The organism is Cupriavidus sp. KB_39 (genome assembly GCF_052114485.1).
Lineage (GTDB): Bacteria > Pseudomonadota > Gammaproteobacteria > Burkholderiales > Burkholderiaceae > Cupriavidus.
Window position 1 is genome coordinate 148,890 of sequence record NZ_JBFREV010000009.1, and the last position, 26,329, is coordinate 175,218.

Annotated in this window: 22 protein-coding genes and 1 pseudogene; 9 read left to right on the plus strand and 14 right to left on the minus strand. The window is 68.0% G+C overall.

Translation table 11 applies throughout. The annotated features are described in order from the left end of the window. The 5 genes from AB4Z27_RS09800 to AB4Z27_RS09820 all read right to left on the minus strand — a co-directional run bounded on the left by AB4Z27_RS09800 (position 1) and on the right by AB4Z27_RS09820 (position 6,411). Positions 1-687 carry a Fe2+-dependent dioxygenase gene (locus tag AB4Z27_RS09800; protein WP_092299887.1) on the minus strand — a complete coding sequence of 229 codons (687 nt, stop codon included), beginning with the start codon at positions 685-687 and terminating at the stop codon, positions 1-3. A gap of 47 nt (positions 688-734) precedes the next feature. Then, a complete protein-coding gene (locus AB4Z27_RS09805; RefSeq protein WP_441593440.1) occupies positions 735-3,014 on the minus strand; it encodes a TonB-dependent receptor in 2,280 nt (759 codons plus the stop codon). A 352-nt stretch (positions 3,015-3,366) separates the two neighbouring features. Next, entirely contained in the window at positions 3,367-4,011 is a 645-nt protein-coding gene (gene leuD, locus AB4Z27_RS09810; RefSeq protein WP_092299890.1) for a 3-isopropylmalate dehydratase small subunit, read from the minus strand. Next, complete coding sequence (gene leuC / locus AB4Z27_RS09815; RefSeq protein ID WP_092299893.1) at positions 4,004-5,422, minus strand: 3-isopropylmalate dehydratase large subunit; 1,419 nt, start codon at positions 5,420-5,422, stop codon at positions 4,004-4,006. The genes leuD and leuC overlap by 8 nt, the downstream gene beginning before the upstream one ends. Positions 5,423-5,442: 20 nt before the next feature. Beyond that, positions 5,443-6,411 carry a tripartite tricarboxylate transporter substrate binding protein gene (locus AB4Z27_RS09820; protein ID WP_441593439.1) on the minus strand — a complete coding sequence of 323 codons (969 nt, stop codon included), beginning with the start codon at positions 6,409-6,411 and terminating at the stop codon, positions 5,443-5,445. A gap of 255 nt (positions 6,412-6,666) precedes the next feature. Between AB4Z27_RS09820 and AB4Z27_RS09825 the strand changes: the two genes are divergently transcribed. From AB4Z27_RS09825 to AB4Z27_RS09835, 3 genes are read left to right on the plus strand one after another with little or no spacing between them, the layout of a single operon-like run. Beyond that, on the plus strand, positions 6,667-7,080 hold the full coding sequence (locus tag AB4Z27_RS09825) for a cupin domain-containing protein (RefSeq protein WP_092299899.1): 414 nt from the start codon (positions 6,667-6,669) through the stop codon (positions 7,078-7,080). Between the two features lie 41 nt (positions 7,081-7,121). Next, positions 7,122-8,114: a Bug family tripartite tricarboxylate transporter substrate binding protein gene (locus tag AB4Z27_RS09830; protein ID WP_092299902.1), complete on the plus strand. Its 993-nt coding sequence runs from the start codon at positions 7,122-7,124 to the stop codon at positions 8,112-8,114. 12 nt (positions 8,115-8,126) lie between these two features. After that, entirely contained in the window at positions 8,127-9,299 is a 1,173-nt protein-coding gene (locus tag AB4Z27_RS09835; protein ID WP_092299904.1) for an acyl-CoA dehydrogenase family protein, read from the plus strand. A gap of 351 nt (positions 9,300-9,650) precedes the next feature. Here AB4Z27_RS09835 and AB4Z27_RS09840 read toward each other — a convergent pair whose 3' ends face one another. Next, positions 9,651-9,833: a glycine zipper 2TM domain-containing protein gene (locus AB4Z27_RS09840; protein ID WP_441644357.1), complete on the minus strand. Its 183-nt coding sequence runs from the start codon at positions 9,831-9,833 to the stop codon at positions 9,651-9,653. Positions 9,834-10,217: 384 nt separating this feature from the next. On the opposite strand from AB4Z27_RS09840, the gene AB4Z27_RS09845 reads away from it, so the two are divergent. Further along, positions 10,218-12,281: a putative bifunctional diguanylate cyclase/phosphodiesterase gene (locus tag AB4Z27_RS09845; protein ID WP_092299910.1), complete on the plus strand. Its 2,064-nt coding sequence runs from the start codon at positions 10,218-10,220 to the stop codon at positions 12,279-12,281. 30 nt (positions 12,282-12,311) lie between these two features. On the opposite strand, the gene AB4Z27_RS09850 is transcribed toward AB4Z27_RS09845, so the two are convergent. Beyond that, on the minus strand, positions 12,312-12,560 hold the full coding sequence (locus AB4Z27_RS09850) for a copper resistance protein CopQ (protein WP_092299913.1): 249 nt from the start codon (positions 12,558-12,560) through the stop codon (positions 12,312-12,314). A 323-nt stretch (positions 12,561-12,883) separates the two neighbouring features. Here AB4Z27_RS09850 and AB4Z27_RS09855 point away from each other — a divergent pair, with 323 nt between their 5' ends. Further along, positions 12,884-13,189, plus strand: a complete 306-nt coding sequence (locus AB4Z27_RS09855; RefSeq protein ID WP_092299916.1) for an H-NS family nucleoid-associated regulatory protein — start codon at positions 12,884-12,886, stop codon at positions 13,187-13,189. Positions 13,190-13,207: 18 nt separating this feature from the next. Here the strand turns inward: AB4Z27_RS09855 and AB4Z27_RS09860 are convergent, their stop codons facing one another. Next, positions 13,208-13,567 (minus strand): hypothetical protein, encoded by a 360-nt coding sequence (locus tag AB4Z27_RS09860; RefSeq protein WP_441644358.1) that lies wholly within the window; start codon positions 13,565-13,567, stop codon positions 13,208-13,210. A gap of 201 nt (positions 13,568-13,768) precedes the next feature. Between AB4Z27_RS09860 and AB4Z27_RS09865 the strand changes: the two genes are divergently transcribed. The 3 genes from AB4Z27_RS09865 to AB4Z27_RS09875 are packed head-to-tail and all read left to right on the plus strand — an operon-like array spanning position 13,769 to position 16,382. Beyond that, positions 13,769-14,446 (plus strand): heavy metal response regulator transcription factor, encoded by a 678-nt coding sequence (locus tag AB4Z27_RS09865; RefSeq protein ID WP_092299922.1) that lies wholly within the window; start codon positions 13,769-13,771, stop codon positions 14,444-14,446. A gap of 27 nt (positions 14,447-14,473) precedes the next feature. Continuing rightward, a complete protein-coding gene (locus AB4Z27_RS09870; RefSeq protein ID WP_255370953.1) occupies positions 14,474-15,925 on the plus strand; it encodes a heavy metal sensor histidine kinase in 1,452 nt (483 codons plus the stop codon). A gap of 49 nt (positions 15,926-15,974) precedes the next feature. Further along, positions 15,975-16,382: a VOC family protein gene (locus tag AB4Z27_RS09875; protein ID WP_441644359.1), complete on the plus strand. Its 408-nt coding sequence runs from the start codon at positions 15,975-15,977 to the stop codon at positions 16,380-16,382. Here AB4Z27_RS09875 and AB4Z27_RS09880 read toward each other — a convergent pair. The 4 genes from AB4Z27_RS09880 to czcI all read right to left on the minus strand — a co-directional run bounded on the left by AB4Z27_RS09880 (position 16,366) and on the right by czcI (position 22,499). Continuing rightward, positions 16,366-19,539, minus strand: a complete 3,174-nt coding sequence (locus tag AB4Z27_RS09880; RefSeq protein WP_441644360.1) for an efflux RND transporter permease subunit — start codon at positions 19,537-19,539, stop codon at positions 16,366-16,368. The two genes, AB4Z27_RS09875 and AB4Z27_RS09880, sit on opposite strands and share 17 nt — an antisense overlap. Before the next feature lie 15 nt (positions 19,540-19,554). After that, positions 19,555-20,769: an efflux RND transporter periplasmic adaptor subunit gene (locus tag AB4Z27_RS09885; protein WP_441644361.1), complete on the minus strand. Its 1,215-nt coding sequence runs from the start codon at positions 20,767-20,769 to the stop codon at positions 19,555-19,557. 19 nt (positions 20,770-20,788) lie between these two features. Beyond that, positions 20,789-22,054, minus strand: a complete 1,266-nt coding sequence (locus AB4Z27_RS09890; RefSeq protein WP_441644362.1) for a TolC family protein — start codon at positions 22,052-22,054, stop codon at positions 20,789-20,791. Positions 22,055-22,133: 79 nt separating this feature from the next. Further along, positions 22,134-22,499, minus strand: coding sequence for a cation efflux protein, CzcI family (gene czcI, locus AB4Z27_RS09895; protein WP_092299937.1), 366 nt, complete (start codon positions 22,497-22,499; stop codon positions 22,134-22,136). Positions 22,500-22,635: 136 nt separating this feature from the next. Between czcI and AB4Z27_RS09900 the strand changes: the two genes are divergently transcribed. Continuing rightward, positions 22,636-24,954, plus strand: a complete 2,319-nt coding sequence (locus AB4Z27_RS09900) for a heavy metal translocating P-type ATPase (RefSeq protein ID WP_441644363.1) — start codon at positions 22,636-22,638, stop codon at positions 24,952-24,954. A 312-nt stretch (positions 24,955-25,266) separates the two neighbouring features. Here the strand turns inward: AB4Z27_RS09900 and AB4Z27_RS09905 are convergent, their stop codons facing one another. Continuing rightward, positions 25,267-26,157 carry a polysaccharide deacetylase family protein gene (locus AB4Z27_RS09905; RefSeq protein ID WP_092299942.1) on the minus strand — a complete coding sequence of 297 codons (891 nt, stop codon included), beginning with the start codon at positions 26,155-26,157 and terminating at the stop codon, positions 25,267-25,269. Between the two features lie 7 nt (positions 26,158-26,164). After that, positions 26,165-26,329 (minus strand): annotated as a pseudogene (locus AB4Z27_RS09910) (bifunctional UDP-4-keto-pentose/UDP-xylose synthase); the annotation flags it as partial.

Genomic DNA, 26,329 nt, shown 5'->3' on the forward strand with positions numbered 1-26,329 from the left:
TCAGGTCTCGCTCCACTGCCGCAGCAGGTTGTGATAGCAGCCCACCAGGCTGCGCCGGGCGCGTTCGTCGGCGTTGGTCTGGTTCAGGGTCTGGATGGCGTTGTCCATGTCGAACAGCAGCGCGCGCTGGCCATCGTCGCGCACCAGGCTCTGGATCCAGAAAAAGCTGGCCAGCCGGGTGCCGCGCGTGATGGGCGTGACCTGATGCAGGCTGGTGGCCGGGTAGATCACCATGTCGCCGGCGGCCAGCTTGACCTTGTGCAGGCCGTAGGTGTCTTCCACCTGGAGTTCGCCGCCGTCATAGCTGGCCGGGTCCGAGAGGAACAGCGTGGCCGAGATGTCCGTGCGCAGCTTGCGCCCGCTGTGCGGGTCGATGCGCACGCTGCCATCCACATGGGCGCCAAAGGTCATGCCCTCGCTGTAGCGGTTGAACATCGGCGGATAGACGAGGTTGGGCAGCGCCGCGCTGATGAACAGCGGGTTGCGCTCCAGCGCGCTCAGGATCAGGTGCTGGCACTGGGCCGCCACCTCGGCGCGTTCGTCGATCTGCTGGTTGAACTTGACCGGTGCGCCGGAGTAGCCGGCCGTGACGCGGCCATCCACCCAGGCATCGCCGGCGTGTTCGAGTTGGGCGACCAGTACCGCGAGCTGTTCGGCGTCGAGTACCCGGGGAATGCAGACGAGCATGGCTGGAATCCTGGCGAAGGCCGCCGGCAGGGCGGCCCCGCCGGCGTTTACATGCGATAGGTGAGCGACAGCATGGCGGTACGGCCCGTGCCCGGCACCGACCGGCCGCCATCCGACTGAATCAGCGCATCGTAATACTTCTTGTCGAAGATGTTGAAGAGATTCAGGCGCACATCGTACTTCGGTTGGTGGAAGGCGATCATGCCGTCCCAGCGCACGAAGCCGCCCACCTGCACGGTGTTGGTGTTGTTGGCGTAGCGCTCGGACATATAGAACGCGCCGCCGCCCACTTCCCAGCTTGGCAGCACGGCGTAGCTGGTCCATGCCGTGGCGGTGTGCTTGGGCGTGTTGGTCGGCACCTTGCCCTGCGTGCCCGCCGCGATGCCGTTCTTGATCTCGGCGTCGAGGTAGGTGTAGCCGGCAAAGACCTGCCACTTCGGCGTGATGCGGCCGGTGACGCCGGCGCGGAAGCCATCCACCTGGATCTTGCCGGCCAGCGCGTAGGTGGTGGCGTCGATCTGGCTGCGCGCGTTGTCCTTGGTGATGCGGAAGAGGGCCGAGGTGACCGAGAGGTTGCCGTTCAGCAGGTCCCACTTGCCGCCGGCCTCGTAGGACTTGTTCTTCTCGGGGTCCAGCGACTGCTGGCCCACCGTGCCCACCAGYTGCTCCAGCGACGGGTTGAACGACGTGCCATACGAGAGGTAGTACGACTGCTGCTCCGTAGGCTGCCAGATGCCGCCCAGCCGCACGCTGGTGAAGTTGACGGTCTGGTCGGCGTTGGCCAGCGCCGTGTTGCCCCGTGTGTTCGTGGCATTCACCGAGTTGCTGATGCTGGCGATGTAGCGGTCATAGCGCAGGCCCGCCACCGCCTTCCACTGTTTTGTGAATTCGATGGCGTCGTTGGCGTACACGGCGACGGTGTTGGCCGAGCCGCCCTGCAGGTTGCCGGTGGCGGTCGGCACGTTGCCCGGGGAGTCCCGGTACACCGGATCGACCACCGGCGTGCAGGCCACGAAGCCCGAGGTGCCGGCGGCAGCCGTAGCGGTGGCCGGCGGGTTCAGCGGCGTGCTGCCGCAGCTGCCGTTCCGGTAGTAGTTCTGGTTGTTGTAGCCGTCGTGGCCCAGTTCCACGCCCGTGAGCAGCGTGTGCTTGATCGACCCAGTTTCGAAGGTGGCGGTCAGCTCGGTCTGGTTGAAGATCGAGTAGTCGCGGATGTTGCGGTCGTGGCTCTGCTGGCGCACGTAGAGCTGCGACAGCGGCAGGTTGGTGGTGGTCAGCGCGGTGAAGGCGCCCGCCGCGTTGATGGAGCCGACGGCGTTCGGCGCGGTCTCGCGGGCGTCCGTTTCCACGTAGTTGAACGCGGTCTGGTTGCGCAGGCGCAGGTTGGGCGAGAACTTGTGGTCGATGCCCGCCGACAGCGAGGCGATGTTCTGCCGCGTGTGGTCGTTGTTGAAGCCGTAGAACGTGTCCCGGTCCACCTTCACCGGATGGCCGTTGATGGCCGGCAGGCCGTAGTCGGGCATGTCCTCGTTGTGCTGGAGCAGCGCGGACAGCGTGATCTGGGTGGACGTGCCGATGCCATAGCGCCACGACGGCGCGATGCCGAAGTCCTGCACGGTCATCTCGTCGCGCGTGCTCGGCTTGCCGTCCTGCGCCATCGCCGAAATGCGGAAGGCCGAGGTGTCGCCGGTGGGCGTGTTCACGTCRGCGGTGGCACGCACCAGGCCGTTGGTGGTGACCGAGGCGCTGACCTCGGTGGCGGCCTTCAGGGACGGCTTCTTGGTGACCTGGTTGATCACGCCGCCGGTGGAGCCGCGCCCGAACAGCATCGAAGAGGGGCCCATCAGCACTTCCACCTGATCCAGCGCGAAGGTGTCGCGGTAGTACTGGCCACGGTCGCGGAAGCCATCGAGGTAGATGTCGGTGCGCGCCGAAAAGCCGTTCAGGTTGATGTTGTTGCCGATCTGGCCGCCTTCCGCGCCGCCGATGGTGATGCCGGGGACGTTGCGCAGCGCGTCGGTCAGGGAGCTGACGCCCTGCGATTGCATCAGCGCCTGGTTCACGATGGTGACGGACTGGGGCACGTCGCGCAGGTCGGCGGGCAGCTTGGACAGCTGGCTGCCGGACGCATTGAAGTCGTCGCGCGCCGCCGAGCCCTGGACCGTGACTTCGCGCAGCGTGGTCGGCGCGCTTTCGGTGGCAGCAGGGGCGGCTGGGGCGGCCGTGGCGGCCGGAGGCGTGGGGGCCTGCTGCGCGAACGCAGCGGGGGCGGCGGGGGCGGCGAACAGGGCCACAAGTGCGGTGGCCACGGGGGTACGGCGAATCATTGTCAGGTCCATTCGCTCCTCCGCGGTCGGGCCCGATCCGTCCTCAGCCGCCGGGCGCGATTGCGCGGGGTTCGGCTGCGGGAGGGGCATCTATCTGGCGGGCTGGCGGAATATAAATGCGAACAATTCCCATTGCAATTTGCGTTGCTGGCCCGACACAGACACGGTGAGCGTATCGAGATTGTCTCCGTWTTAATACATTRKCGGCGTGGAAAATGGTGAAAGCGGCGCTTATGGTGCCGCCTGCCTGGTCCCCATATCGATTCCGAAATGCAAAACGGCCCGTTCATCACGGGCCGTATGCAGACAGGTTCCACCCGTTTGGGTGGCACTCATCCGAAAGATTTTTATTTCAGACCTCGGAGAGGCGATCCCGGGTGCGCCGGGCGACGTCCTTGGTCCAGGGGAATGCCGACCAGTAGCGCGCGGCAAACTGCTCGATCTCGCCGCGCTGCTTCAGGGACAGGCCGATCATGTCCAGCCCCTCCAGGAACATGCGGCGGTGCCGCGCGGACAGTTCGAACGGGTATTCGCCAGCCGGGGTGCGCACCCGCATGGCGTCGACGTCGATGGTGATGACGTTGTCGCTGTCGGCATCGACATCGTTCATCAACTGCTCGATCACGTCCCGGGGCAGCATCACCAGCAGCAGGCGATTGTTCATCGCGTTCGAGTAGAAGATCTCGCCGAAGCTCGGCGCGATCACCGCCTGCACGCCGAACTGCTGGAGCCCCCACACCGCGTGCTCGCGGCTGGAACCGCAGCCGAAGTTGGCGCCGCCCACCAGGATGCGGGTGCCGGCGTATTCGGGCCGGTTCAGCACGAAATCGGGGCGCGGCTGGCCGGCGGCGTCGAAGCGGTGGTCGTAGAGCACGCCCTGGGCCAGGCCGGCCTTGTCGATGCCGCGCAGGAACTGCTTGGGGATGATCTGGTCCGTGTCGAGGTTCTCGAASCGGATGGCTGCGCCCTTGCCGGTAAGGTGTGCGAAATCAGACATGGGAAAGCTCCAGCTTGCGGACATCGGTAATCGTGCCGGTGATGGCGGCGGCGGCGGCCATGGCCGGGCTCATCAGGTGGGTGATGGCGCCGCGCCCCTGGCGGCCTTCGAAGTTGCGGTTGGTCGTGGAGGCGCAGCGCACGCCGTCGGCCAGCACATCGTCATTCATCGCCAGGCACATCGAGCAGCCCGGCTGGCGCCATTCGAAGCCGGCGGCGGTCAGGATGTCGGCCAGCCCCTCGCGTTCGGCCTGCGCCTTCACCGTGCCGGAGCCCGGCACGACCATCGCCCGCACGCCTTGCGCCACGTGCTTGCCGCGTACCACGCTGGCCACCGCGCGCAGGTCCTCGATGCGGCCATTGGTGCAGGAGCCGATGAACACGTGCTGGATCGGCGTGCCTTCCAGCGTCGCGCCAGACGTCAGGTGGGTGTAGGCCAGGGCGCGTGCCACCGAGCGCTGCTCGGCATCGTCCATCTGGTCTTCGGGGAAGGGGATGTGGCCAGACACCGGCAGCGCCTGGTCCGGGCTGGTACCCCAGGTGACGTAGGGCTCGATGTCGCTGGCATCGAACACGTACTCCATGTCAAAGGTGGCGTCGGCATCGCTTTTCAGCGTTTCCCAGTACTGGCGGGCGGCGATGCGCTGCGCCTCGTCCATATCGGCTGCTCGGCGCAGCACGTAGTCGATGGCGGCGTCGTCCGGGGCGATCAGCGCGCCGCGCGCGGCGGCTTCCACGGTCATATTGCACAGCGTGAAGCGCGCCTCGATGCTCAGGTCACGAATYGCGGTGCCGCAGTACTCCACCACGTAGCCGCGCGCGCCCTGCGCGCCGATGCGGGCGATGATCTTGAGGATCAGGTCCTTGGCCGTGGTGCCCACCGGCAGCTTGCCGTCCACGCGGATGCGCATGGTCTTCGCCATCCGGTAGACCAGCGTCTGGGTGGCCAGCACATGCTCGACCTCGGACGTGCCGATGCCAAAGCCCAGCGCCCCCAGCGCYCCATAGGTGGTGGTGTGGCTGTCGCCGCAGATCACCACCATGCCGGGCCGGATCATGCCGTGCTCGGGCGCCACCACGTGCTCGATGCCCTGCAGGCGGTCATTGGTGTCGAACAGCGGAATCGCGTGGCGGGTGCAGTTATCGCGCAGGTTGGTCGCCTGTAGCGCCGACGCCGGGTCCGCAATCACGCGGATCACCGTGGGATGGGTCGGGATGATATGACTGACGACCGAGACATTCTGCCCCGGGACCAGCACGCCGCGCCCTTGCTCGTGCAGGCCGGCAAAGGCCTGCGGGCTGGTGTACTCGTTCATCAGATGCAGGTCGCAGAACAGGAGGACGTTGTCCTCRTCGATCCGGGCGACGGTGTGGGAGTCCACCAGCTTGTTGTATAGGGTTCGGGAAGTCATCGCTACGKTCTCTGCTTCGGTCATTCGGCGGTGATGCCGCGCTGCTTGATCAATTTGGCCCACATCGGCATTTCGCGCTCCAGGCGCTGGCGGGCGGCTTCCGGCGTGGTCGGGGTGGGCTCGAAGCCTTCCTTGACCATGCGCTCCTTGGTGGCCTGCGCGGCCAGCGCGCTGTTCAGCGAGGCATTGAGCTTGTCGATGATGGGCTTGGGCGTGCCGGTCGGGGCGAAGACCATGAACCACGTCTCGAACTGGTAGTCGGGCAGGCCGGCTTCGGCGGCGGTCGGCACATTCGGCAGCAGGGCCGAGCGCTTGGCGCCGGTCACCGCCAGCGCGGTCAGCTTGCCGCCCTGCACGTGCTGCTGGGCGGCGGAAATCACCGGGAAGCTCATGTCGACCTGTCCGGCGATGGTGTCCACCAGGGCCGGGCCGCCGCCGCGATAGGGCACGTGGACGATCGACACATTGGCGACGGACTTGAACAGTTCCGCCGACATATGGAAGGTGCTGCCATTGCCGGCGGAGCCGTAGGTCAGCTTGCCCGGCGACGCCTTGGCCAGCGCAATCAGTTCCTGCAGATTCTTGGCCGGCACCTTGTTGTTGACCACCAGCACGTGCTGCGAGCTGGCCACCATGCCGATCGGGGCCAGATCCTTCAGCGTGTCATACGGCATGCGCGGGAACAGGCCCGGGTTGATGGCCAGCGAGACGGTTTGCAGGCCGATGGTGTAGCCATCCGCCGGCGACTTGGCGACGGCATCCACGCCGATATTGCCGCCCGCACCGGCGCGGTTCTCCACCACGAGGGTGCCGCCGAGGCTCTTCGACCAGGCTTCCGAGATCAGGCGCGCGGCGATGTCGGCGCTGCCGCCGGGCGCGTAGGGCACGATCAGGCGAACCGGGCGTTGCGGGTAGGACTGGGCCGAAGCCGTGCCCACGACGGCGGTGCAGGCGAGCAAGGCAGTGCAGGCGAGATGGCTGAGTTTCATGGGGTTGTCTCCTTTTGGATAGGTGTCGTTATGGCTGGCATCCTAGCATTTGCCTGCGGAGACATAATTTCGGTCGATGCACTTCATTCGTGCCTCAATTTCATGAATGCGCTGTGCACCCGCGCCACACCCAAGGGCCATCCCCTAGTTGACTTCGTTTTTCATGGGCATAAAATCAGTTTCACAAACATGAAAAGAGACGCCCGTGATGCCACGCGGCGACCGATGTCATTCCCTGTTGGAGACAAGCCCTTTATGACTCAAGCATCACCCGCATCACCCGCATCSGGGCCGGTGTATTTCGTCCGCACCGAGGACGTTGCCGGCTACCACCCCGCCAATCACGTCGGCACGCTGAACCGCCGCATCATCGGGCGCGAGAACGTCGGCGCCACCCAACTCGAAGTCATCCACGGCACCATCGAACGCGGCAAGGGCGCGCTGCCCCACGCGCACCCGGGCATCGAACAGGTCTGCTATGTGCTGGAAGGCCGTGCGCGSGCCGAAGTCAACGGACAGTCCCAGGAACTGGGCCCCGGGGACTGCTGCTTCTTTCCCGCCGAAGCGATGCACGTCTTCACGGTGATCAGCGACGAGCCCGTCAAGCTGCTCGTGGTCTACGCCCCGCCTTACGAGGAATCGCCGGACCGCGTCATCCGTCCCGCCTGAATCCGCGCCGCCTGCCTATATAAGAACCCGAGGAGACCTCCATGCCGACTTTCCGTGCGCGGCGCGTGCTTGCCGCCGCCATCGTGGCGTTGCCCGCGCTGGCAACGCTGTCGTTTGCCCCCGCCGTCCAGGCTGCCGATAACTGGCCTAGCCGCCCGATCCGCCTCGTCGTGCCGTTTGCGGCCGGCAGTGGCACCGATGCCGTGGCGCGCATCACGGCCAAGGAGTTGGGCGATGCGCTCGGCCAGAACGTGGTGGTCGACAATCGCCCCGGCGCCAATGGCGCCATCGCGGCGGAGCTGGTGGCGCAGGCGGCCCCGGACGGCTACACGCTGTTCATGACCACCAACACCACGCATTCGGCCAATCCGTCGCTGATGAAGAAGCTGCCCTACGACCCGATCAAGGACTTCACGCCGGTCGGCCGCATGGGCAACCTGCCGTTCATGCTGGTGATCAATCCCAAGCTGCCGGTGAAGACGGTGGGCGAGTTGATTGCCTATGCCAAGGCGCATCCGGGCATGTCCTACGCCAGCGGCAACAGCACKGGCATCGTCTCCGGCGCCACGTTCTCGCGYCTGGCCAAGCTGGACCTGCTGCACGTGCCTTATAAAAGCACACCGCCGGCCATGACCGACGTGATTGCCGGCCAGGTGCCGATGATGTTCGTCGACGTGGCCGCCGGCATCGCCAACGTGAAGGCCGGCAAGATGCGCGCGCTGGCCGTGACCACCGCGCAGCGCAGCCGCCTGCTGCCGGACCTGCCGCCGATTGCCGATACGCCGGAGATGAAGGGCTTCGACATCACATCGTGGAACGGCGTGTTCGCGCCGGCCAAGACGCCGCAGCCGATCGTCGAGCGGGTCAATCGCGAGCTGTCGCGCATTGCGTCGAGCAAGGAGGTGGCGCCGCGCTTCGAGGCGCTGGGCTTCGAGGCCTTCGGTCAGACCCCGCAGCAGTTCGCCGGCTTCGTGGCGGGCGAGCTGGTCAAGTGGACCAAGCTGGTGAAGGACGCCGGCATCCAGCCGGAATAACGCGAGACGCCGATGAACTTCGAAAGGACACCTGAACAGAACGCCATCGTCGAGGCCGTCAGCCAGCTATGCAGCGACTTCGGCCCCGAYTACTGGGCCGGGCTGGACCAGCGCCACGCGTTTCCCGAGGCGTTCCACAAGGCGATGGCCGGCGCGGGCTGGCTCGGCATTGCCATGCCGGAGCAGTACGGCGGCGCGGGGCTGGGCATTACCGAGGCGGCGCTGATCATGCAGACCGTGTCGGCGTCCGGGGCGGGATTCTCGGGCGCGTCCGCCATCCACATGAACGTGTTCGGCCTGAACCCGGTGGTGGTGTTCGGCACCGAGGCCCAGCAGGCGGCCGCGCTGCCGCCGCTGATCGCCGGGCAGGAGAAGGCCTGCTTCGCCGTGACCGAGCCGGACGCGGGGCTCGATACCACCCACCTGAAGACGCAGGCGGTGCGCACGGCGGACGGCAGCGCCTATCGCGTGGATGGCCGCAAGATCTGGATCTCCACGGCGCAGGTGGCCACGCGCATGCTGCTGCTGGCGCGCACCACGCCGCTGGAGGCCGTGGCCAAGCCCACGCAGGGCCTGAGCCTGTTCTACACGGCGCTGGACCGCGAGCACATCGAGGTGCGCGAGATCGACAAGATGGGCCGGGGCGCCGTGGACTCGAACATGCTGTTTATCGACGGCCTGATGGTGCCGGCGGCGGACCGCATCGGCGAGGAGGGCAGGGGCTTCGAGTACATCCTCCATGGCCTGAACCCGGAGCGCATCCTGATTGCCGCCGAAGCCGTGGGACTGGGCCGCGCTGCGCTGGAGGCCGCCACCCGCTACGCCCGCGAGCGCATCGTATTCGGCCGGCCCATCGGCCAGAACCAGGGCATCCAGCATCCGCTGGCGCAGGCGTGGATGGCGCTGGAAGCCGCCGACATGATGGTGTGGAAGGCCGCCTGGCTCTACGACAACGGCAAGCCGTGCGGCGCCGAGGCCAACGCCGCCAAGTACCTGGCCGCCGAGGCCGCGCACCAGGCGTGCCAGACCGCCGTGCTGACGCTGGGCGGCATGGGCTATGCGCGGGAATACCACGTGGAGCGTTACCTGCGTGAGTCGTACATCCCGCGCATCGCGCCGGTCAGCGCCCAACTGATCATGTGCCATATCGCCGAGCGGGTGCTGGGGTTGCCGAAGTCGTACTAGTCCTATCGCGCGGGAACGCGAGAGGCGTGTCGARAGCAGTGTCGAAGGCAGTATCGAGAAAAGCAGGAAAAGAAAAAGCCCCGGTGCACACGCGCCGGGGCTTTCTCATTGCAGGGTTTCCCACGGCCGCGCCATGACGATCGGGGAGATCTGACATCGTTGTGTGCCGCGATGCCTTTCAGCGATGAAAACGTCCGCTCATCGTTGAAAAACACAACAGCCGATGCTCATGGCGCGGCGCGCGGCGGCATATCCTTCCCATCTTCAAGCATATGCCGCGCTAGCCTGGACGACCCTGCCCGCCATCCAGACCGCGGAAAACGTTACTTCATCAATCCGTTACTTGCAGCGTTACTTGCCAAGCTCGTGGCCAATCACGCCACCCACCACSGCACCACCCACGGTGCCTAGCGYGCTGCCGTTGGTCGCTTCGTGTCCAACGACGCCGCCCGCGACGGCGCCGGTTGCCGTGCAGCCCGAGAAGGCCCAACAGCATGCGCCCACCGCGAGCGCGCCAGCCAGTCGTTTCCACATGGTTGCTCTCCTGCATTCCGCGGGCCGCGTCGCATTGCCTAGGTCTTGCAGATTTGCGATGCGGCGCTTCCGCCACGACTCAAGAATAGGCGGGGCGCTGGGCRCAGCCATTCCGGCGCGCGCCGATTGGGATGTAGGAATTGTCGGACGGSGGGCGGGCCGGGTCGGCCTCGTGTCAAGCCCTCGGCAAGCTGGGCGCAAGCCGGGTACAGGTCGGATATCAGCGCGCAAGCAGGGAAAACGGGGGAGGCGGGCCTAGCGCAATCCCGCTAAAGTCTGGCCTCCATCCGCCGATAACCTTACTGATAACGGGAATTGCACGCTCGCGCGGCGCCACCCCTCAGAATTCCGGCTCTCCAAGCCACTGCTTCGTCACGCGCCACCATGATTTCCCCGAGCTACGACGCGCTTCTCGTCTTGTTTTCCCTGTTGGTGGCCATCCTCGCGTCCTATACCGCGCTGGACCTGGCCGGCCGTATCGCCACTGCGCGCGGACGCTATGCCCATATGTGGCTGGCCGGCGGCGCGGTTGCCATGGGGCTGGGCATCTGGTCGATGCATTTCGTCGGCATGCTGGCCTTCCGGCTGCCGATTCCACTGGGCTACGACCCCGCCATCACGGTGGGCTCGCTGTTGATTGCCATCGTCGCCTCGGCCTTCGCGCTGAAACTGGTCTGCCAGGAACACCTGCCTCGCCGCCGGCTGGTGATGGGCGCGCTGGTGCTCGGCGCCGCCGTGGCCAGCATGCACTACACCGGCATGGCCGCGCTGCGCATGCAGCCGGGCATCCAGTACGTGCCGTGGCTGTTCGTGCTGTCGATTGGGATCGCGGTGGTGGCGTCGGGCGTGGCGTTGTGGATTGCCTTCCGGCTGCGCCGGAACATGCCGCGCATCCACCAGTTGCGCCTCGGCGCCGCCGTGGTGATGGGCGGGGCCATCGCCGCCATGCACTACACGGGCATGGCAGCGGCCCAGTTTCCGCTCGGCAGCGTGTGCGGCGCGGCCCGGGACGGCGTGGACAGCGGCTCGCTGGCGCTGCCCATCCTCGTCGTCACGGTCTGCGTGCTGGCGGTGGCGCTGATTACGTCGGTCCTCGACATGCGGCTGGAAATGCGCACCGCCATGCTGGCACAGGCGCTCGGCGTGGCGAATAAGGAACTYGAATTCCTCGCCCTGCACGACAAGCTCACCCATCTGCCGAACCGCGCGCTGCTGGACGACCGCTTCGCGCAGGCCATCCAGGCCGGCGCCAGCCAGCATGCGCGCTTTGCCGTGCTGTTCGTCGATCTCGACGGATTCAAGGGCGTCAACGATACCTACGGCCATCACGTGGGGGACGGCCTGCTGGTGGAAATCGCCCGGCGGCTGCGCTCGGCGGTGCGCGCCGATGACACCATCTCGCGTGTGGGCGGCGACGAATTCGTGTTGCTGGTGCGCATCGACGAACCCGAGGACGCCGGCGTGATCGCCGAAGGGCTGCTGGAAGCGCTGCGCGAGACCGTGCAGGTGGCCGGCCATGCGCTGCATGTCTCGGGCAGCATCGGCATCGCCCTGCATCCGGCGGATGGGCAGGACCAGGACGCGCTGATGTCCAACGCGGACGCGGCGATGTATCACGCCAAGGCCGCCGGCCGCAACGCGTACTGCTTCTTCGAACGCTCGATGAATCACCAGGCGCGCACCCAGCAGGCGCTGATYCAGGATCTGCGCGGCGCGCTCAAGCACGGGCAGCTACAGCTGCACTACCAGCCCAAGTTCGCGGCGGCGGGCGGCGAGCTGGTCGGCGCGGAGGCGCTGCTGCGCTGGAACCATCCCGCGCACGGCATGCTGATGCCGGACCAGTTCATCACGCTGGCGGAGAAGACCGGCGCCATCGTGCCGATTGGCGCCTGGGTGCTCGACGAGGCGTGCCGCCAACTGGCCGAGTGGCACGCGCTGGGCCATACGAGCTGGTCGATGGCGGTCAACCTGTCGGCGCTGCAGTTCTGCCATGCCGGCATGGTCGAGTCGGTAGGGGAGGCGCTGGCGTGCCACGGCGTGCCGCCGGCCAGCCTGACGCTGGAGATCACGGAGTCCACGGCCATGCGCGACGTGGAGGCCAGCCTGGCCATCCTCACGCAACTGGACGACATGGGCGTGCGCATCGCCATCGATGATTTCGGTACGGGGTATTCGAGCCTGCTGCACCTGAAGCGGATTCCGGCCAGCGAGCTGAAGATCGATCGTGGCTTCGTGCGGGATCTTGCGGAGGATACGGAGGATGCGGCCATCGTGTCCGCCATCGTGGCGCTGGGCCGCACGCTGAAACTGCAGGTGGTGGCGGAAGGTGTGGAAACGGCCGCGCAGCGGACCTTCCTTGCCGATYTGGGCTGCGACGCGCTGCAAGGCTACCTGTTGGGCCGCCCGATGCCCGCGTCGCAATTTCCCGGCGTGGAGCAGGCGGGCTGAAGCCGCCTGCGCGSGAGGGAGGGGTGTCGATCAGGCGCCGCTGTCGAACGCGTCACGCGGGCCGGTAGCGCTGAACGCACCGTCCACGAACGGGCTGCGGGTGTCGTGCACGGCGCGGGCGCCGTCGGAATAGACATCGCGCGCACCCACACGGGCCCCGTCGGTGAACGGGTCGGTCGAGCGCGGCGCGGCGTTGGCGAGACCGGCGGTGCCGGCCAGTGTGGCGGCCAGCGCGGCGTAGGCGATGGTTTGTCGGATGGTTTGTCGGATAGAAGGCATAGTGAGACTCCGTTGCGTGTCCCAGGGAGGCGGGAAACTGCGTTGGGCCGCGCTGCGTGGCGCCGTTCTTGACGACGCGCACCGGGCTGATGGCGACCATGGCAGGCAGTCTAGAAGCGGGCCCCCGACGCCAAGATGACCCATCCATGACAATGCTGTCATGCAGCAATTCCAGCGGTGTGACGATGTGCCGCCGCACGAAATGCGGCGGGGGCGGAGCAAACACCCTGTAGAATCCGTACTGGCCCAGCCGTTCAGGGCCATTCCCCCAAAAAGGTCTTTCACCAGCCCGCCCATCTTGCGGCGGGCGCCGCACGATAGTCATGTCCGAGTCTGATGCAGCCAAACTAGCCGCGGTAGCGTGGATCCGCGAGCAAATGGATCGCCATGGCCTGACGTTCGACGATCTGGTCGAAGCAGGTTGCTTTGCCGATAGCGAAGACGGCGACGCCGTCACCGTGGAAACCGACGTACCCCCCACCATCGCCGCCCAACCCGAAGTTGCGCGCGTACGGGTGCTCTACCGCAATGCGATGGGGCAGACGTGGGACGGTACCGGCGAATATCCCGACTGGCTCCAGCGCGCAGTCAACGCGGGGCAGTCGATCGATTTTTATCGCGTGGACTGAGCGCCACGCGGGCAGGGTTCAGCAGTGAGGGGCCGGGCGCTCGRCCGGCMGCGGGACGTAGGCCGCTGAGGTCGCGAACGCCGCCGGCGAGGCCATCGGCATGGAGTGTCGATGATGCTCAAGCGCCACACGCGGCAGTTCCGCGAGCACGGGCAGGGGCGCCGGCAGGTTGGCCGCGCTGGTCGCCTCGGTGCACTGGGCCGCTTCCGTGTTGGCGATGGCGGCTTCCGCCTCGGCCTTGATGGCCACATGCCGTTCCGACATCGACAAACCGGCCACTTCCGCTACGCTGGAGTCCACGACCGCCGCGCTGGCGCCGGAAACGGGCAGGGTGGACAGGGCAAGGCACAGCAGGGAGAGGGCAGGCAGGCGTTTCATTGCGGGATCTTGGGGGCGGCGCGCCAGACGGGACGCACAGGTGGCGTCCTTTCATCATGGCAGCACGCATTGTAMTGGGATTCCACCCGTCAGAACGCTGGCGCCAAGATGACATTCCTGCAATCTTCGCCCATTGCGTACCAACCTCGGCTAGTGTCGTGGATTCCCCCCGCAACCCATGGCTGGTGTCAGTGAATTCCCATGCGCATCCTGATTGTTGAAGACGAACCCAAGGCCGGCGACTACCTGCTCAAGGGCCTCACGGAATCAGGTTTCGTGGCCGATCTCGCCCGCGACGGCGTGGACGGCCTGGGCCACGCACGCGAGCAGCACTACGACCTGATCGTCCTCGACGTGATGCTGCCCGGCATGGACGGCTGGCAGGTGCTGCGCGAACTGCGCCGCGACAAGGACACCCCAGTGCTCTGCCTGACCGCTCGCGACGAATTGTCCGACCGCCTCAAGGGCCTGGAACTGGGCGCCGACGACTACATGGTCAAGCCGTTCGCCTTCGCGGAACTGGTGGCGCGCATCCGCACCATCCTGCGGCGCGGGCCGCTGCGCGAGAGCGAGTTCATGGAGGTGGCCGAYCTCCAGATCGATGCGATCCGGCGCCGCGTCTCGCGTGCCGGGCAGAAGATCGATCTCACATCGAAGGAATTCGCGCTGCTGCAACTGCTGGCGCGGCGCCGGGGCGAGGTGCTCTCGCGCTCGCTGATCGCCTCCCAGGTCTGGGACATGAACTTCGACAGCAATACCAATGTGGTGGATGTGTCCATCCGCCGGCTGCGCGCCAAGGTGGACGATCCGTTCCCGCGCAAGCTGATCCACACGCGTCGCGGCATGGGCTACGTGCTCGACGAATCGGACGAGGGCTGAGCGGCGATGGCGCGTCGCTGGCGACGAATGCTGGGCCGCCTCTCCGGCGCGCTCCCGGTTTCCCTCACGGCGTCCCTGACCACGCGGCTGGCGCTGGCCTATGGCCTGACCACGGCGCTGATCCTGGTCGGCGTGGCCGCCTACCTCTCCAGCGCGCTCGACAGCCAGCTGCAGGCGCGCGACGAGAGCGAACTGGTTGGCGAGATCCTGCTCGTGCGCCACTTGCTGCGCGAGGTGGGCGACGAAGCCGATATCCGTGCCGACACCCACCGCTTTGCCGATATCGCCATGGGCCATGAGGGCCTGATCCTCGTGGTGCGCACGCGGCAGGGCGAGCCGCTGATCACGCTGAATCCGCGCAACGAGTCGGTGCCGCCGCTGCGCGTGCTGCCGGCTAACGCCGCGCCGGACAAGGGCATGCTCCAGACCTGGTATCCGCGCAACGGCGTGCCGTCGCGCGGCATGGCGGCGCTGGGCGTGCTGGGCAATACCGACCGCGCCGTGGAGATCATCGTGCTCAGCGATGCCGGYTACCGCGTGGCGCTGATGAGCGAATACCGCAGCCAGCTACTGGGCGCCGTGCTGTGCGGCGCGCTGGTGGCGGCGGCGCTGGGCTACCTGCTGGCGCGCCGGGGCCTAAGGCCGCTGCGCCGCATGGCCGGCGACGCGGCGGCGGTGACCACCAGCCGGCTGGCTACGCGGCTGGACGTGGGCGGCGCGCCCGAGGAGCTGCGCGAACTGGCCGGCGCCCTCAACGGCATGCTGGCGCGGCTGCAGGACAGCTTCACGCGGCTCTCGGCATTCTCGGCCGATCTGGCCCACGACTTCCGCACGCCGATCAGCAACCTCGTGGGACAGACGCAGGTCACGCTGGCCCAACGCCGCAGCGCCGCCGAGTACGAATCGCTGCTCGAATCGAACCTCGAGGAATACGAGCGGCTGGCGCGGATGATCGAGAACATGCTGTTCCTGGCCCGCGCGGACAACGCGCAGGTGGCGTTGGGGGCATGCGAACTCGACGCCCGCGCMGAACTGGACAAGGTSGCCGAGTACTTCGAGGCCGTGGCCGCCGACCGCGACGTCACGCTGGCCGTGTCGGGCGTCGCCACGGTCACGGCCGACCGCACGCTGCTGCGGCGCGCCATCATCAACCTGCTCGACAACGCCCTGCGCCACGCGCCGGCCGGCAGCACCGTGCGCGTGGCGGTGGGGCGCGGTCGGCCGGGCTTTACCGACATCCGCGTGGCCAACGACGGCCCGGCCATCGCGCCGGAGTCGTTGCCGCACCTGTTCGGGCGCTTCTACCGCGCCGACCCGTCGCGCCGCAATTCGGCCACCTCCACGGGGCTGGGGCTGGCCATCGTCGATACCATCATGCGGCTGCATGGCGGCAGCGTCACCGTGCGCAGCGATGCGGTACAGACCGAGTTCGAGATCGACTTTCCGGACGCGTTGACCGGCAGCAAGGCCGGCGCATAATTGACGGCGCCCGGATCTGGGCAACCCACGTGACGTAAAGGAGACCGATATGCAGGTACAACCGTATCTCGATTTTGGTGGCCGTTTCGACGAGGCGATGGCGTTCTACGGCAAGGTGCTCGACGCCAAGGTGACGTTCCTGATGCGCTACAAGGAAGCGCCGCCCGGAGAGGCGCCTGCCTCGCCGGCCTGGGGGGACAAGGTGATGCACGCCAACATCCAGATCGGCGACAGCCAGATCATGGCCTCGGACGGCAGGGAAGGCCAGCCGTATCCCTTCTCGGGCTTCATGCTGTCCGTGGGCTACGTGCCCAACGCGGAGGGCAAGCGCATCTTCGAGGCGCTGGCCGAAGGCGGAAAGGTGCTCATGCCGTACCAGAAGACGTTCTGGGCCGAAGGMTTCGGCATGCTCGTCGACAAGTTCGGCATGAGCTGGATGGTCAACTGCGAGCACTAAGAGCAGGCCCGGCGGCGCCCAATCCCCCGCGCCGATGCGCCCACCGGTAMAGCACCGGGAGGACAAGCAGCGTCAGCGCCGTCGATGACAGGATGCCGCCGATCACCACCGTGGCCACCGGGCGCTGTACCTCGGCGCCCGTGCCGGTGGCGATGGCCATCGGCACGAARCCCAGCGASGCCACCAGCGCCGTCATCAGCACGGGCCTCAGGCGGGTCAGGGCGCCGGTKGTGACCGCCGCGTCCAGTGGCTCGCCGGCGTCCCGCAGGGTGCGGATGAACGACAGCATCACCAGCCCGTTCAGCACCGCCACGCCAGACAGCGCGATAAACCCCACCGCCGCCGAGATCGACAGCGGCATGCCACGCAGCCAGAGCGCCAGCACGCCGCCCGTCAGCGCGAACGGAATGCCGGTGAAGACCAGCAGGCCGTCGCGCAGRTTGCCGAACATGGCGAACAGCAACCCGAAGACCAGCAGCAACGCCAGCGGTACCACGATGGCGAGCCGTTGCGTGGCCGATTGCAGCTGCTCGAACGTGCCGCCCCAGGCAATCCAGTAGCCGGCCGGCACCGTCACCCCACGCTCGACGGCGCTCATCGCCTCCGGCACGAAGCTGCCGACATCGCGCCCGCGCACGTTGGCGCTGACCACGATGCGCCGCTTGCCGTTCTCGCGCGATACCTGGTTCGGCCCCGGCGCAATCTCCAGCGTGGCGATCTCGCCCAGCGGGATGTAGCTCGTGCGCGCCTCGGCGCCCTTGGTTTCCGCGGCCGGCAGCGGAATCGGCAGGCGCCGCAGCGCCTCCACGTCGGCACGAATCCCTTCCGGCAGCCGCACGCCGATATTGAAGCGGCGGTCGCCCTGGTAGAACAGGCCGGCCTCCCGCCCGCCCACGGCAATTGCCACGGTTTCCTGCACATCGGCCATGTTCAGGCCGTAGCGCGCGGCGCGCGCGCGGTCGATGTCTACCGTGAGCACCGGCAGCCCGGAGGTCTGCTCCACCTTGACCTCGGCGGCGCCGGGCACGCGTTGCAGCACCTCGGCGATGCGCTGGGCGGTGGCGGCCAGCACGGCGTTGTCGTCGCCATAGAGCTTCACCGCCACGTCGCTGCGCACGCCAGAGATCAACTCGTTGAAGCGGAGCTGGATCGGCTGCGAGAACTCGTAGCGGTTGCCGGGCAGCTGCTCCAGTTCGGCTGACATGGCCGTGCGCAGCGCGTCGTACGAGCGGGATGGATCGGGCCACTGGTCGCGCGGCTTGAGCATGATGTAGCCGTCCGAGATGTTGGGCGGCATCGGGTCCGCCGCGATCTCTGCCGTGCCCGTGCGCGCGAACACGCGCTCCACCTCGGGAAACTTCGCCTTGAGCCGGGTTTCGATCTGCTGCTGCATCGCCACCGACTGGGTCAGGCTGGTGCCTGGAATGCGCAGCGCCTGCACGGCGAAGTCGCCCTCATTCAGGTTGGGGATGAACTCGCTGCCGAGCCGCGTGGCCACCAGCCCGCTCAGCAGCACGGCCACCACGGCGCCGGTCAGCACCACCGGCGTATTGGCCAGCGCGCGCGACAGCGCCGGCGCGTACCAGCGGCGCGCCCAGCCCATCACGCGGTTCTCCTTCTCCGCCACGCGGTCGCCAATGCACAGCGCCACGGCGGCCGGCACGAAGGTCACCGACAGGATCAGCGCGCCCAGCAGCGCCAGCACCACGGTGTTCGCCATCGGGTGGAACATCTTCCCCTCGACGCCCGTCAGCGCCAGGATCGGCACGTAGACGATCATGATGATGAGCTGGCCGAAGACCAGCGGCCGCCGCGCCTCCCGCGCCGCCGCGAACACCTCCTCGAAGCGCTCGGCACGCGTCAGCGGCCGTCCGGCGGCCTGCCGCGCATGGGCCAGCCGCCGCACGCAGTTCTCGACGATGACCACCGCGCCATCGACGATGATGCCGAAGTCCAGCGCGCCCAGGCTCATCAGGTTGGCGCTGATGCCGGCCGCSACCATGCCGGTGAACGTGAACAGCATCGACAGCGGGATCACCATCGCCGTGATCAGCGCCGCGCGCAGGTTGCCGAGGAACAGGAACAACACCGCCACCACCAGCGCGGCGCCTTCCAGCAGGTTCTTCTTGACCGTGGCGATGGCCTTGTCGACCAGCACGGTGCGGTCGTAGACCGTCACCGCCCGCACGCCGGCCGGCAGCGACTTGTTGATCGCCACCATGCGCGCATCCACCGCGCGCGACACGGCGCGGCTGTTCTCGCCAATCAGCATGAAGACCGTGCCGAGCACTACCTCCCGCCCGTTGTCGGTGGCCGCGCCGGTGCGCAACTCCCGGCCCAGGCCCACATCGGCCAGATCCCGGATGCGGATCGGCTGGCCCTGGGCGGTGCCGACGATCACATCGCGGATGTCGTCGATCGACTTCACCTGCCCCGGCGCCCGCACCAGGTACTGCTCGCCGCGCCGCTCGATATAGCCGGCGCCGACGTTGCCGTTGTTGCGCTCCAGCGCCTGCACCACGTGCTGGAGGGACATGCCGTAGGCCGCCAGCTTCTCGGGGTTCGGCGCCACGAGGTATTCCTTGGCGAAGCCGCCGATCGTGTTGATCTCGGTCACGCCCGGCACGGTGCGCAGCTGCGGCTTGATGAGCCAGTCCTGGATCTCGCGCAGGTCCGTGGCGGTGTAGGGCGTGCCGTCCGGCTTGCGCGCGTCGGGTTCCGCCTCCACGGTCCACAGGTAGATCTCGCCGAGGCCGGTCGAGATTGGCCCCATCTGCGGCGCCACGCCGGCTGGCAGCTGCGCGCGGGCGTCCTGGATGCGCTGGCTGACCAGTTGCCGCGCGAAGTGGATATCGGTGCCGTCCCGGAAGATCACCGTGACCTGCGACAGCCCGTAGCGTGACAGCGAGCGCGTCTGCACCAGCCCCGGCAGGCCGGCCATGACCGTTTCGATCGGATAAGTGATGCGCTGCTCGGATTCGAGCGGCGAGTAGCCCGGCGCCGCCGTGTTGATCTGGACCTGGACGTTGGTGATGTCCGGCACGGCGTCGATCGGCAGCCGGCCGTAGTTGTAGAAGCCCAGCGCGGCCATGACCAGCACGGCCAGCATGACCAGCCAGCGCTGGGCGATGGCGAAGCGGAGGATGCGTTCGAACATGTGTGGTCGCTCCGCTCAGTGGGCGTGCTCGGCGCCAGCCTTGCCCTGTTCGGCCTTCAGCACGAAGCTGTTGGCCGCCACGTAGCGCGTGCCGGCGGGCAGGCCGTCCGTGACCTCGATGCGCTGGCCGTCCGTGCGGCCGGTCTTGACCGTGCGCGCCGCGAAGCCGCCGGGCACCGCCACGAAGACCTGGGTGTGGCCATCGTCGGTCTGCAGGGCTTCGGCTTCGATCACCACGGGGGCGTCCACTTCGCCCGTATTGACGCTGACCGTGACGAACAGCCCGGGGCGCCAGGCCATCTCGGGATTGGCCAGCGTCACACGGGCGGTGGCCGTGCGGGTCTGCTGGCCGAGCAGGGCGCCCACGTAGGAGACCTTGCCGTCGGCGGTGCCGTCGAACGCGGTGGARGTGACGCGYACCGCCTCCCCGAGCCGCACGTGGCCGAGATCCTTCGGCGCGATCACGAATTCGGCCCAGACCGTGGTCAGGTCGGAGAGGGTGAAGACGGCGGTGTCGGCGCCCACGGCTTCGCCCAGCGACAGGTGTTTCTCGACCACGATGCCGTCGAACGGCGCGCGCAGCTCGAAGCGGTTGATGCCGTCCGACGAAGGCTTCGCGCCGATGGCGGTCAGCTTCTGCGTGGCGTTGCGCACGGCGATTTCGGCTTCCTGCAAGGCCGTGCGGGCGGCCAGGTAGTCCTGCTCGGCGGACACCTTGTCTTCCCAGAGCCGCTTCTCGCGCGCGAAGGTGCTGCGCGCCAGCTCCAGCCGGCGCTGGCCGGCCAGCCATTCGCTACGCAGTTCGGACAACTGCGAACTGGCGAAAACCGCCAGCAAGTCGCCCTTCTTCACCCGCTGGCCGAGGTTGGCCGCGACCGCCTCCGCCACGCCCGCCACGCGCGGCACCACGTGGGCGGTGCGATCCTCATTGAAGCGGATTTCGCCCGGGAACTGCACCGTGCTGCGGATGCGGCCCGGGCCGGCGGTACGTAGCACGAGGTTGGCGTTGGCGATCTGCTCAGGCGTCATGGCGATCAGGCCGGGGGCGGCGGCTGGGGCCTGAGGCGCCGAGGCGGCGGGTGCATTTTCGCTGTGCCTGCCGTGGCCGCCATGGACGTGGTCGTCATGCGAACCGCTCTCGCGGCCCACCAGCAGCAGCGCSAGCGCGGCGATCAGGCYGCCGATGACGATGGCCGCGATGGCCATGCCTTGTTTTCGTGTGAGGGTCATGGGAAATCCTTGCGGCGCGTCAGCGGCCGAGAATGCGGTCGATCGTGGTGGCGGCCTGCCAGGCATTGGCCACCACGCCGAGATAGCGGATGCGCGCCTGGAACAGCGTGCGCTGGGCGTCCAGTACTTCGAGATAGCTGAACTTGCCGGCCTCGAAGCCCTGCGTGGCGGCCTGATAGGCGCGCTGGGCGGCAGGGAGCACGGTGTCGCGTAGCGTCTGCGCTGAGCCGCGCGAGACGGCGAGTTGGCTGGTGGCCTGTTGGAGGTCGTGGTCCAGCCGGAGCCGCGTRGCGCGATAGGTGTCCGCCGCCTTGTCGGCCTGCCGGATCGCGGTGTAGAGGTTGCCCTGGTTGCGATCGAACAGCGGCAGCGGAATCGCCACGCCGAGCACCGGGTAGTAGCCACGGTCGGACGCGTTTTCGCGCTTGGCGCCAAGGCTCAGCGTCACATCGGGATACTGGCGGCTGCGCTCCACGTTGATCTCGGCCTGCCGGCGCGCCAGTTCGCGCTGGCTGGCCACGGTGGCGGGGGCGGCGTCGAGCGCTTCGCGCAGGACGAGGGCGTCCGGGCGCGCGGGCAGCGTATCGAGGCTGCCGTCCGCTTCGGCGAACTGGGGCGACGGGTTGCCCCACAGCGTGGCCAGCGCCTGCCGCGCGGCGACAAGCGCCGCATCGGCCTCGGCGCGCTCGAGTTCGGCATTGGCCAACTCCACGCCGGCCTTGGTTTCTTCCACCGGCGAGACCTTGCCGGCCGCCACGCGGCGCGCGGCCACGTTGGCGCCGCGCCTGGCGATGTCGACGGCACCCGCTGCCAGCCGCACGCGCTCCTGGGCCACCAGTACGTTGAAAAAGGCGCCGATGACGCTGGCGCGGAGGTCGGCTTGCGTAGCTTCCAGCTGCGCTTGCGCCAGTTCACGGGTGCGCTGGGCCACGCCGATGCGCGCGGCGCGCTTGCCGCCCAGCTCCACCGGCAGGTTCATCTGCGCCGTGGTGGTGCGGGTGGACTGGCGCGTGTCTTCCATCAGCACGGCCACTTCGGGGTTCGGTATCACGCGCGCCTGGGTGATGCCGCCTTCGGTGGCGTCAAGCTCGTGGCGCGAGGCGGAGAGCGTGGGGTTCTGCGCGATGGCCAGCGCCAGCGCGGTTTCCAGCGTCAGCGGGCCGGGTGGCTCCTGGCCGGCAGGCGGTGACACAGGTGGCAAGGCAMGCTGCGCGGCGGCATGGGGCAGGAGGCCGCACCACGCCAAAGCGGCGGCCATTGCCCAGGGCAATACAAGGTTTCTCATCGAATTTCACCGTTGCAAACAGGGAAAAYCGGCGAGACGTCAGGCAGTCAGGGAAGGGGGATTGTCCGCGTCTCGCCGCTCAGGCGGGACGGGACCACTGGGGCCGGTCTGGGGCGCGCGCGGGGATCGAGCCGAAGCCCGCAACACGCGGCAGGTAGCGCACGGTGACGAAATGGTAGCTGCCGGGCAGGATGGCCTGCGCAATCACCCCGTGCGAGCCGGGGAAGTGGCAGGCGGCGCAGTCGGCGTCGGGCAGTTTCGGGGCCGGCTTGGCGGCGTCCTGATGGGCATCGGCGCCAGGATGCACATGGCTGTGATGCCCGATGTGCCAACTGGCGCCGTTCGCCGGCGTGCGCTCCTCATGGGCGCAATACGCCGCAGCACCGGCCCAGGCGAACTGGATCGGCAGCAGGATGGCGAGAAAGACGAGGAGCAGGCGACGCATGGCGGCCGATTATACGGGGCTGCCGCGCGGGCGCACGTGACAACCGTGTCATCTGTGGGGCTTCGCCCCGAAGGGTTGACCTTGTAGCGACTACAGGGTCTTCAATGACATCCATATCAGACCAACGCTCACCGCCATGGCTCGCCATACCGACGATCACGTGATGCCTCATGCACATGCGCACGACCACGATCATGCCCACGATCATGCCCATGCCCCTGCCGCCGAGCACGCCTGCTGTGGCGGCGGTTGCGGTACGGCAACGGTGTCGATGCCGACGCCCATCCGTAAGCCGAAGGCGGCCCCGGCCGGTACGCGCTCGGCCGCCTACCGCATCGAGGCCATGGATTGCCCGACCGAGGAAACGCTGATCCGCAACAAGCTTGGCGGCATGGCCGGCGTGGCTGCGCTCGACTTCAATCTGATGCAGCGCGTGCTGACCGTCCACCACACGCTGGATTCGACTGAGGGCGTGGTCAAGGCGATTGCCACGCTCGGCATGCATGCCCAGCCGCTGAATGCCGACACCCAGGCTGATGCGCCGGTCGCCGCCCCCGAASCGCCCAAGCCCTGGTGGCCGCTGGCGCTGGCCGGCGTGGCGGCGCTGGGCGCCGAGGTGGCGCATTGGTTCGAATGGGGCCTGCCGTATGCGCCCGCCGTGCTGGCGCTGGCCGCCGTGCTGGTGTCGGGTCTGGGCGTCTACCGCAAGGGCTGGATCGCCATCCGCCACGGCAACCTCAATATCAATGCGCTGATGAGCATCGCCGTCACCGGCGCCATGCTGATCGGCCAGTGGCCCGAGGCGGCGATGGTGATGGTCCTCTTCGCGCTGGCGGAGCGCATCGAGGCCGCCTCGCTGGACCGCGCGCGCAACGCCGTGCGGGGGCTGATGGCGATGGCGCCCGARCAGGCCACCGTGCAGCAGCCGGACGGCACCTGGCTGGCCGTGAYGGCGCGCGACGTGCCCGTGGGCGCCGTGGTGCGCCTGCGCCCCGGCGAGCGCGTGGCGATCGATGGCCGCGTGCTGCGCGGCCAGTCCGCGCTGGATCAGGCGCCGATCACGGGCGAGAGCGTGCCGGTCGACAAGGCCGTGGGAGACCCGCTCTACGCYGGCTCGATCAACCAGTCCGGCGARCTCGAATACACCGTGACGGCCCCGGCCAGCGATTCCACGCTGGCCCGAATCATCCACGCCGTGGAGGCCGCGCAGGGCAGCCGCGCGCCCACGCAGCGCTTTGTCGATCAGTTCGCGCGCATCTACACCCCGGTGGTGTTCGCGCTGGCCGTGGCCGTGGCGGTGGTGCCGCCGCTGCTGCTGGGCGGCGCCTGGCCCGACTGGATCTACAAGGCGCTGGTGCTGCTGGTGATTGCCTGCCCGTGCGCGCTGGTGATCTCCACGCCGGTGACCATCGTCAGCGGGCTGGCCGCCGCCGCGCGGCGCGGCATCCTGATCAAGGGTGGCGTCTATCTGGAACAGGGCCGGCACCTGAAGTGGCTGGCACTCGACAAGACCGGCACGCTCACGCACGGCAAGCCGGTGCAGACCGATGTCGGCCTGCTGGCGGATGACCTGCCGCAGGCACGCGCGATTGCGGCGAGCCTGGCCGCGCGCTCCGACCACCCGGTCTCGCGGGCCGTGGCTGTGGCGGCCGAAGCGGAAGGCATCGCCCCGCTCGCCGTGGACGATTTTGCCGCGTTGCCGGGGCAGGGCGTGCGCGGCRGCGTGGCGGGTGTGACGTACTTCCTCGGCAACCATCGCCTGATCCACGACCTCGGCGCGTGCTCGCCGGCGCTGGAGGCCCGGCTGGAGGCGATCGAGCGGCAGGGCAAGACGCTCGTCCTGCTGGCGTCCGCCGGCGCGGATGGGGCGAACCCGCGCGCGCTGGCGCTGTTCGGCGTGGCGGATACGGTGCGCGACACCAGCCGGCAGGCTATCGASGCACTCCACGCGCTAGGCGTGAAGACGCTGATGCTGTCCGGCGACAACCCGCACACGGTGCAGGCGATTGGCGCGGCGGTGGGGATCGACGAGGTGCGCGGCAATCAGCTGCCGCAGGACAAGGCAGACGCCATCGCGGCGCTGGCCGGGCAGGCGCACACGCACGGCGGCGGCGTAGGCATGGTGGGCGACGGCATCAACGACGCCCCGGCGCTGGCGCGCGCCGACATCGGCTTCGCCATGGGCGCGGCGGGCACCGATACCGCCATCGAGACGGCCGACGTGGCGCTGATGGACGACGACCTGCGCAAGATCCCCACCTTCGTGCAGCTTTCCCGGCGCACGGCGGCCATCCTCAAGCAGAACATCGCGCTGGCGCTGGGCATCAAGGCGGTCTTCCTCGTACTGACCGTGATGGGCCTGGGCACGATGTGGATGGCCGTGTTCGCCGACATGGGCGCCAGCCTGCTGGTGGTGTTCAACGGGCTTCGGCTGGCGCGGGGCGTGCGTTCGTGAACCTGTCCTCCAGTTCGTAACCGGTACTGCGCCCGCCGGTCGGTTGAGAAGCTTCACTTGCCGCTCGTTCAACGGCAGCATCGCCCAGTGACGCCAGAAGCGCGCCTTGGCCAGTACCGCGTCAAGGTTCAGGTGGGCGTGGTCGACTGCAMGGTCCATTTGAGGAACAGGTGGGACTCGTCTTCGAGTTGATCGGCCGGCGGCGCCTCGAAATGCACGCGCTGGCGGCCAATGGGGCCCGAGACGACCTCCGCATCCGCAACTTATTCGCSGCAGGATATGCGGAGATTAGGGGGGCTAATCTCCGCAAACCTACGGCTGGATGATCAGTTCCCCGCTGCGGCCGGCAATTTCGCCCCAGGTGACGGGCAGTTGCGGCAGGTCGGACCGGTCGAGGTGGCGGTAATAGGTGGCCATCGATACCAGGTCGTGGCCCTGCGCGCGCCAGCCGGCCAGCAGGCGCTCGAACACGGGYGCCAGCTTGCCGCCTTCCAGCTCCGTGTGGAGCGTGAAAATGTGATCGCCGGGGCCGTCGGTCAGGCGCAGCAGCGCGTGGTGGACGTTGTCCTCGGTGAGGTCGTCCACGCCGATCAGCTCGTCGAGCGTGGGTAGCGTGGTCGGCATCTGCACGTGGCGGCAGGGCTTGCCCGCTACGGTGGGGATGTACGGCGCGGTGCCGCGTCCGTCAGAGGCGTAGGCCATGCCCCAGTCGTCGATCTGCAGGAAGGCGTCGTCGTTCATCTGCCAGCCTGCCGCGCCGTGCGTGGTGGGCGGCGTGCCGAAGACCTCGACGAAGCGGCGGTGTGCGTGCTGCATCTGGCGGCGCGTCCAGGCGGCGTCGCGCGTGCGTACGTTGTCCTGCCAGTAGACGTGGTCCCAGGTGTGGATGCCGCACTCGTGTCCGGCCGCAGCGGCGGCGCGCATCTCGGCGGCGCCCTTGCGGCCGATGTCGGGCCCCGGCAGCAGCACGCCGTACATCAGCGTGCGCAGCCCGTAGTTGGACACCACCGATGTGCGCGACACCTTCTTCAGGAAGCCGGGCCGGAACACGCGCCGCAGCGCCCAGCCCGTGTGGTCCGGGCCGAGGCTGAACAGGAACGTGGCCTCCGCCTGCACGGCGGCGAGCATCGACAGCAGCTTGGGCACGCCTTCGCGGGTGCCGCGCAGCGTGTCCACATCGACTTTCAGGGCAATGCGTGCCATGCCGTGCTCAGTGCGAGGCGTCGACCAGCGTACGCGCCTCCACCACCTTGTCGCGGTAGGCTTCGAAGATGCGGCGCAGCGCCTGYTCCATGTTCAGCTTCGGCTGCCAGCCCAGTTCTTCCATCGTGTTGTCGATCTTCGGCACACGGTGCTGTACGTCCTGGTAGCCCTT

Bases quoted from the DNA above. Each gene is read 5' to 3' on its own strand.
- AB4Z27_RS09855 (WP_092299916.1), top strand. From the start codon at position 12,884: ATGTCCGAGTCTGATGCAGCCAAACTAGCCGCGGTAGCGTGGATCCGC.
- AB4Z27_RS09850 (WP_092299913.1), bottom strand. From the start codon at position 12,560: ATGCCTTCTATCCGACAAACCATCCGACAAACCATCGCCTACGCCGCG.
- czcI (WP_092299937.1), bottom strand. From the start codon at position 22,499: ATGCGTCGCCTGCTCCTCGTCTTTCTCGCCATCCTGCTGCCGATCCAG.
- AB4Z27_RS09800 (WP_092299887.1), bottom strand. From the start codon at position 687: ATGCTCGTCTGCATTCCCCGGGTACTCGACGCCGAACAGCTCGCGGTA.
- AB4Z27_RS09820 (WP_441593439.1), bottom strand. From the start codon at position 6,411: ATGAAACTCAGCCATCTCGCCTGCACTGCCTTGCTCGCCTGCACCGCC.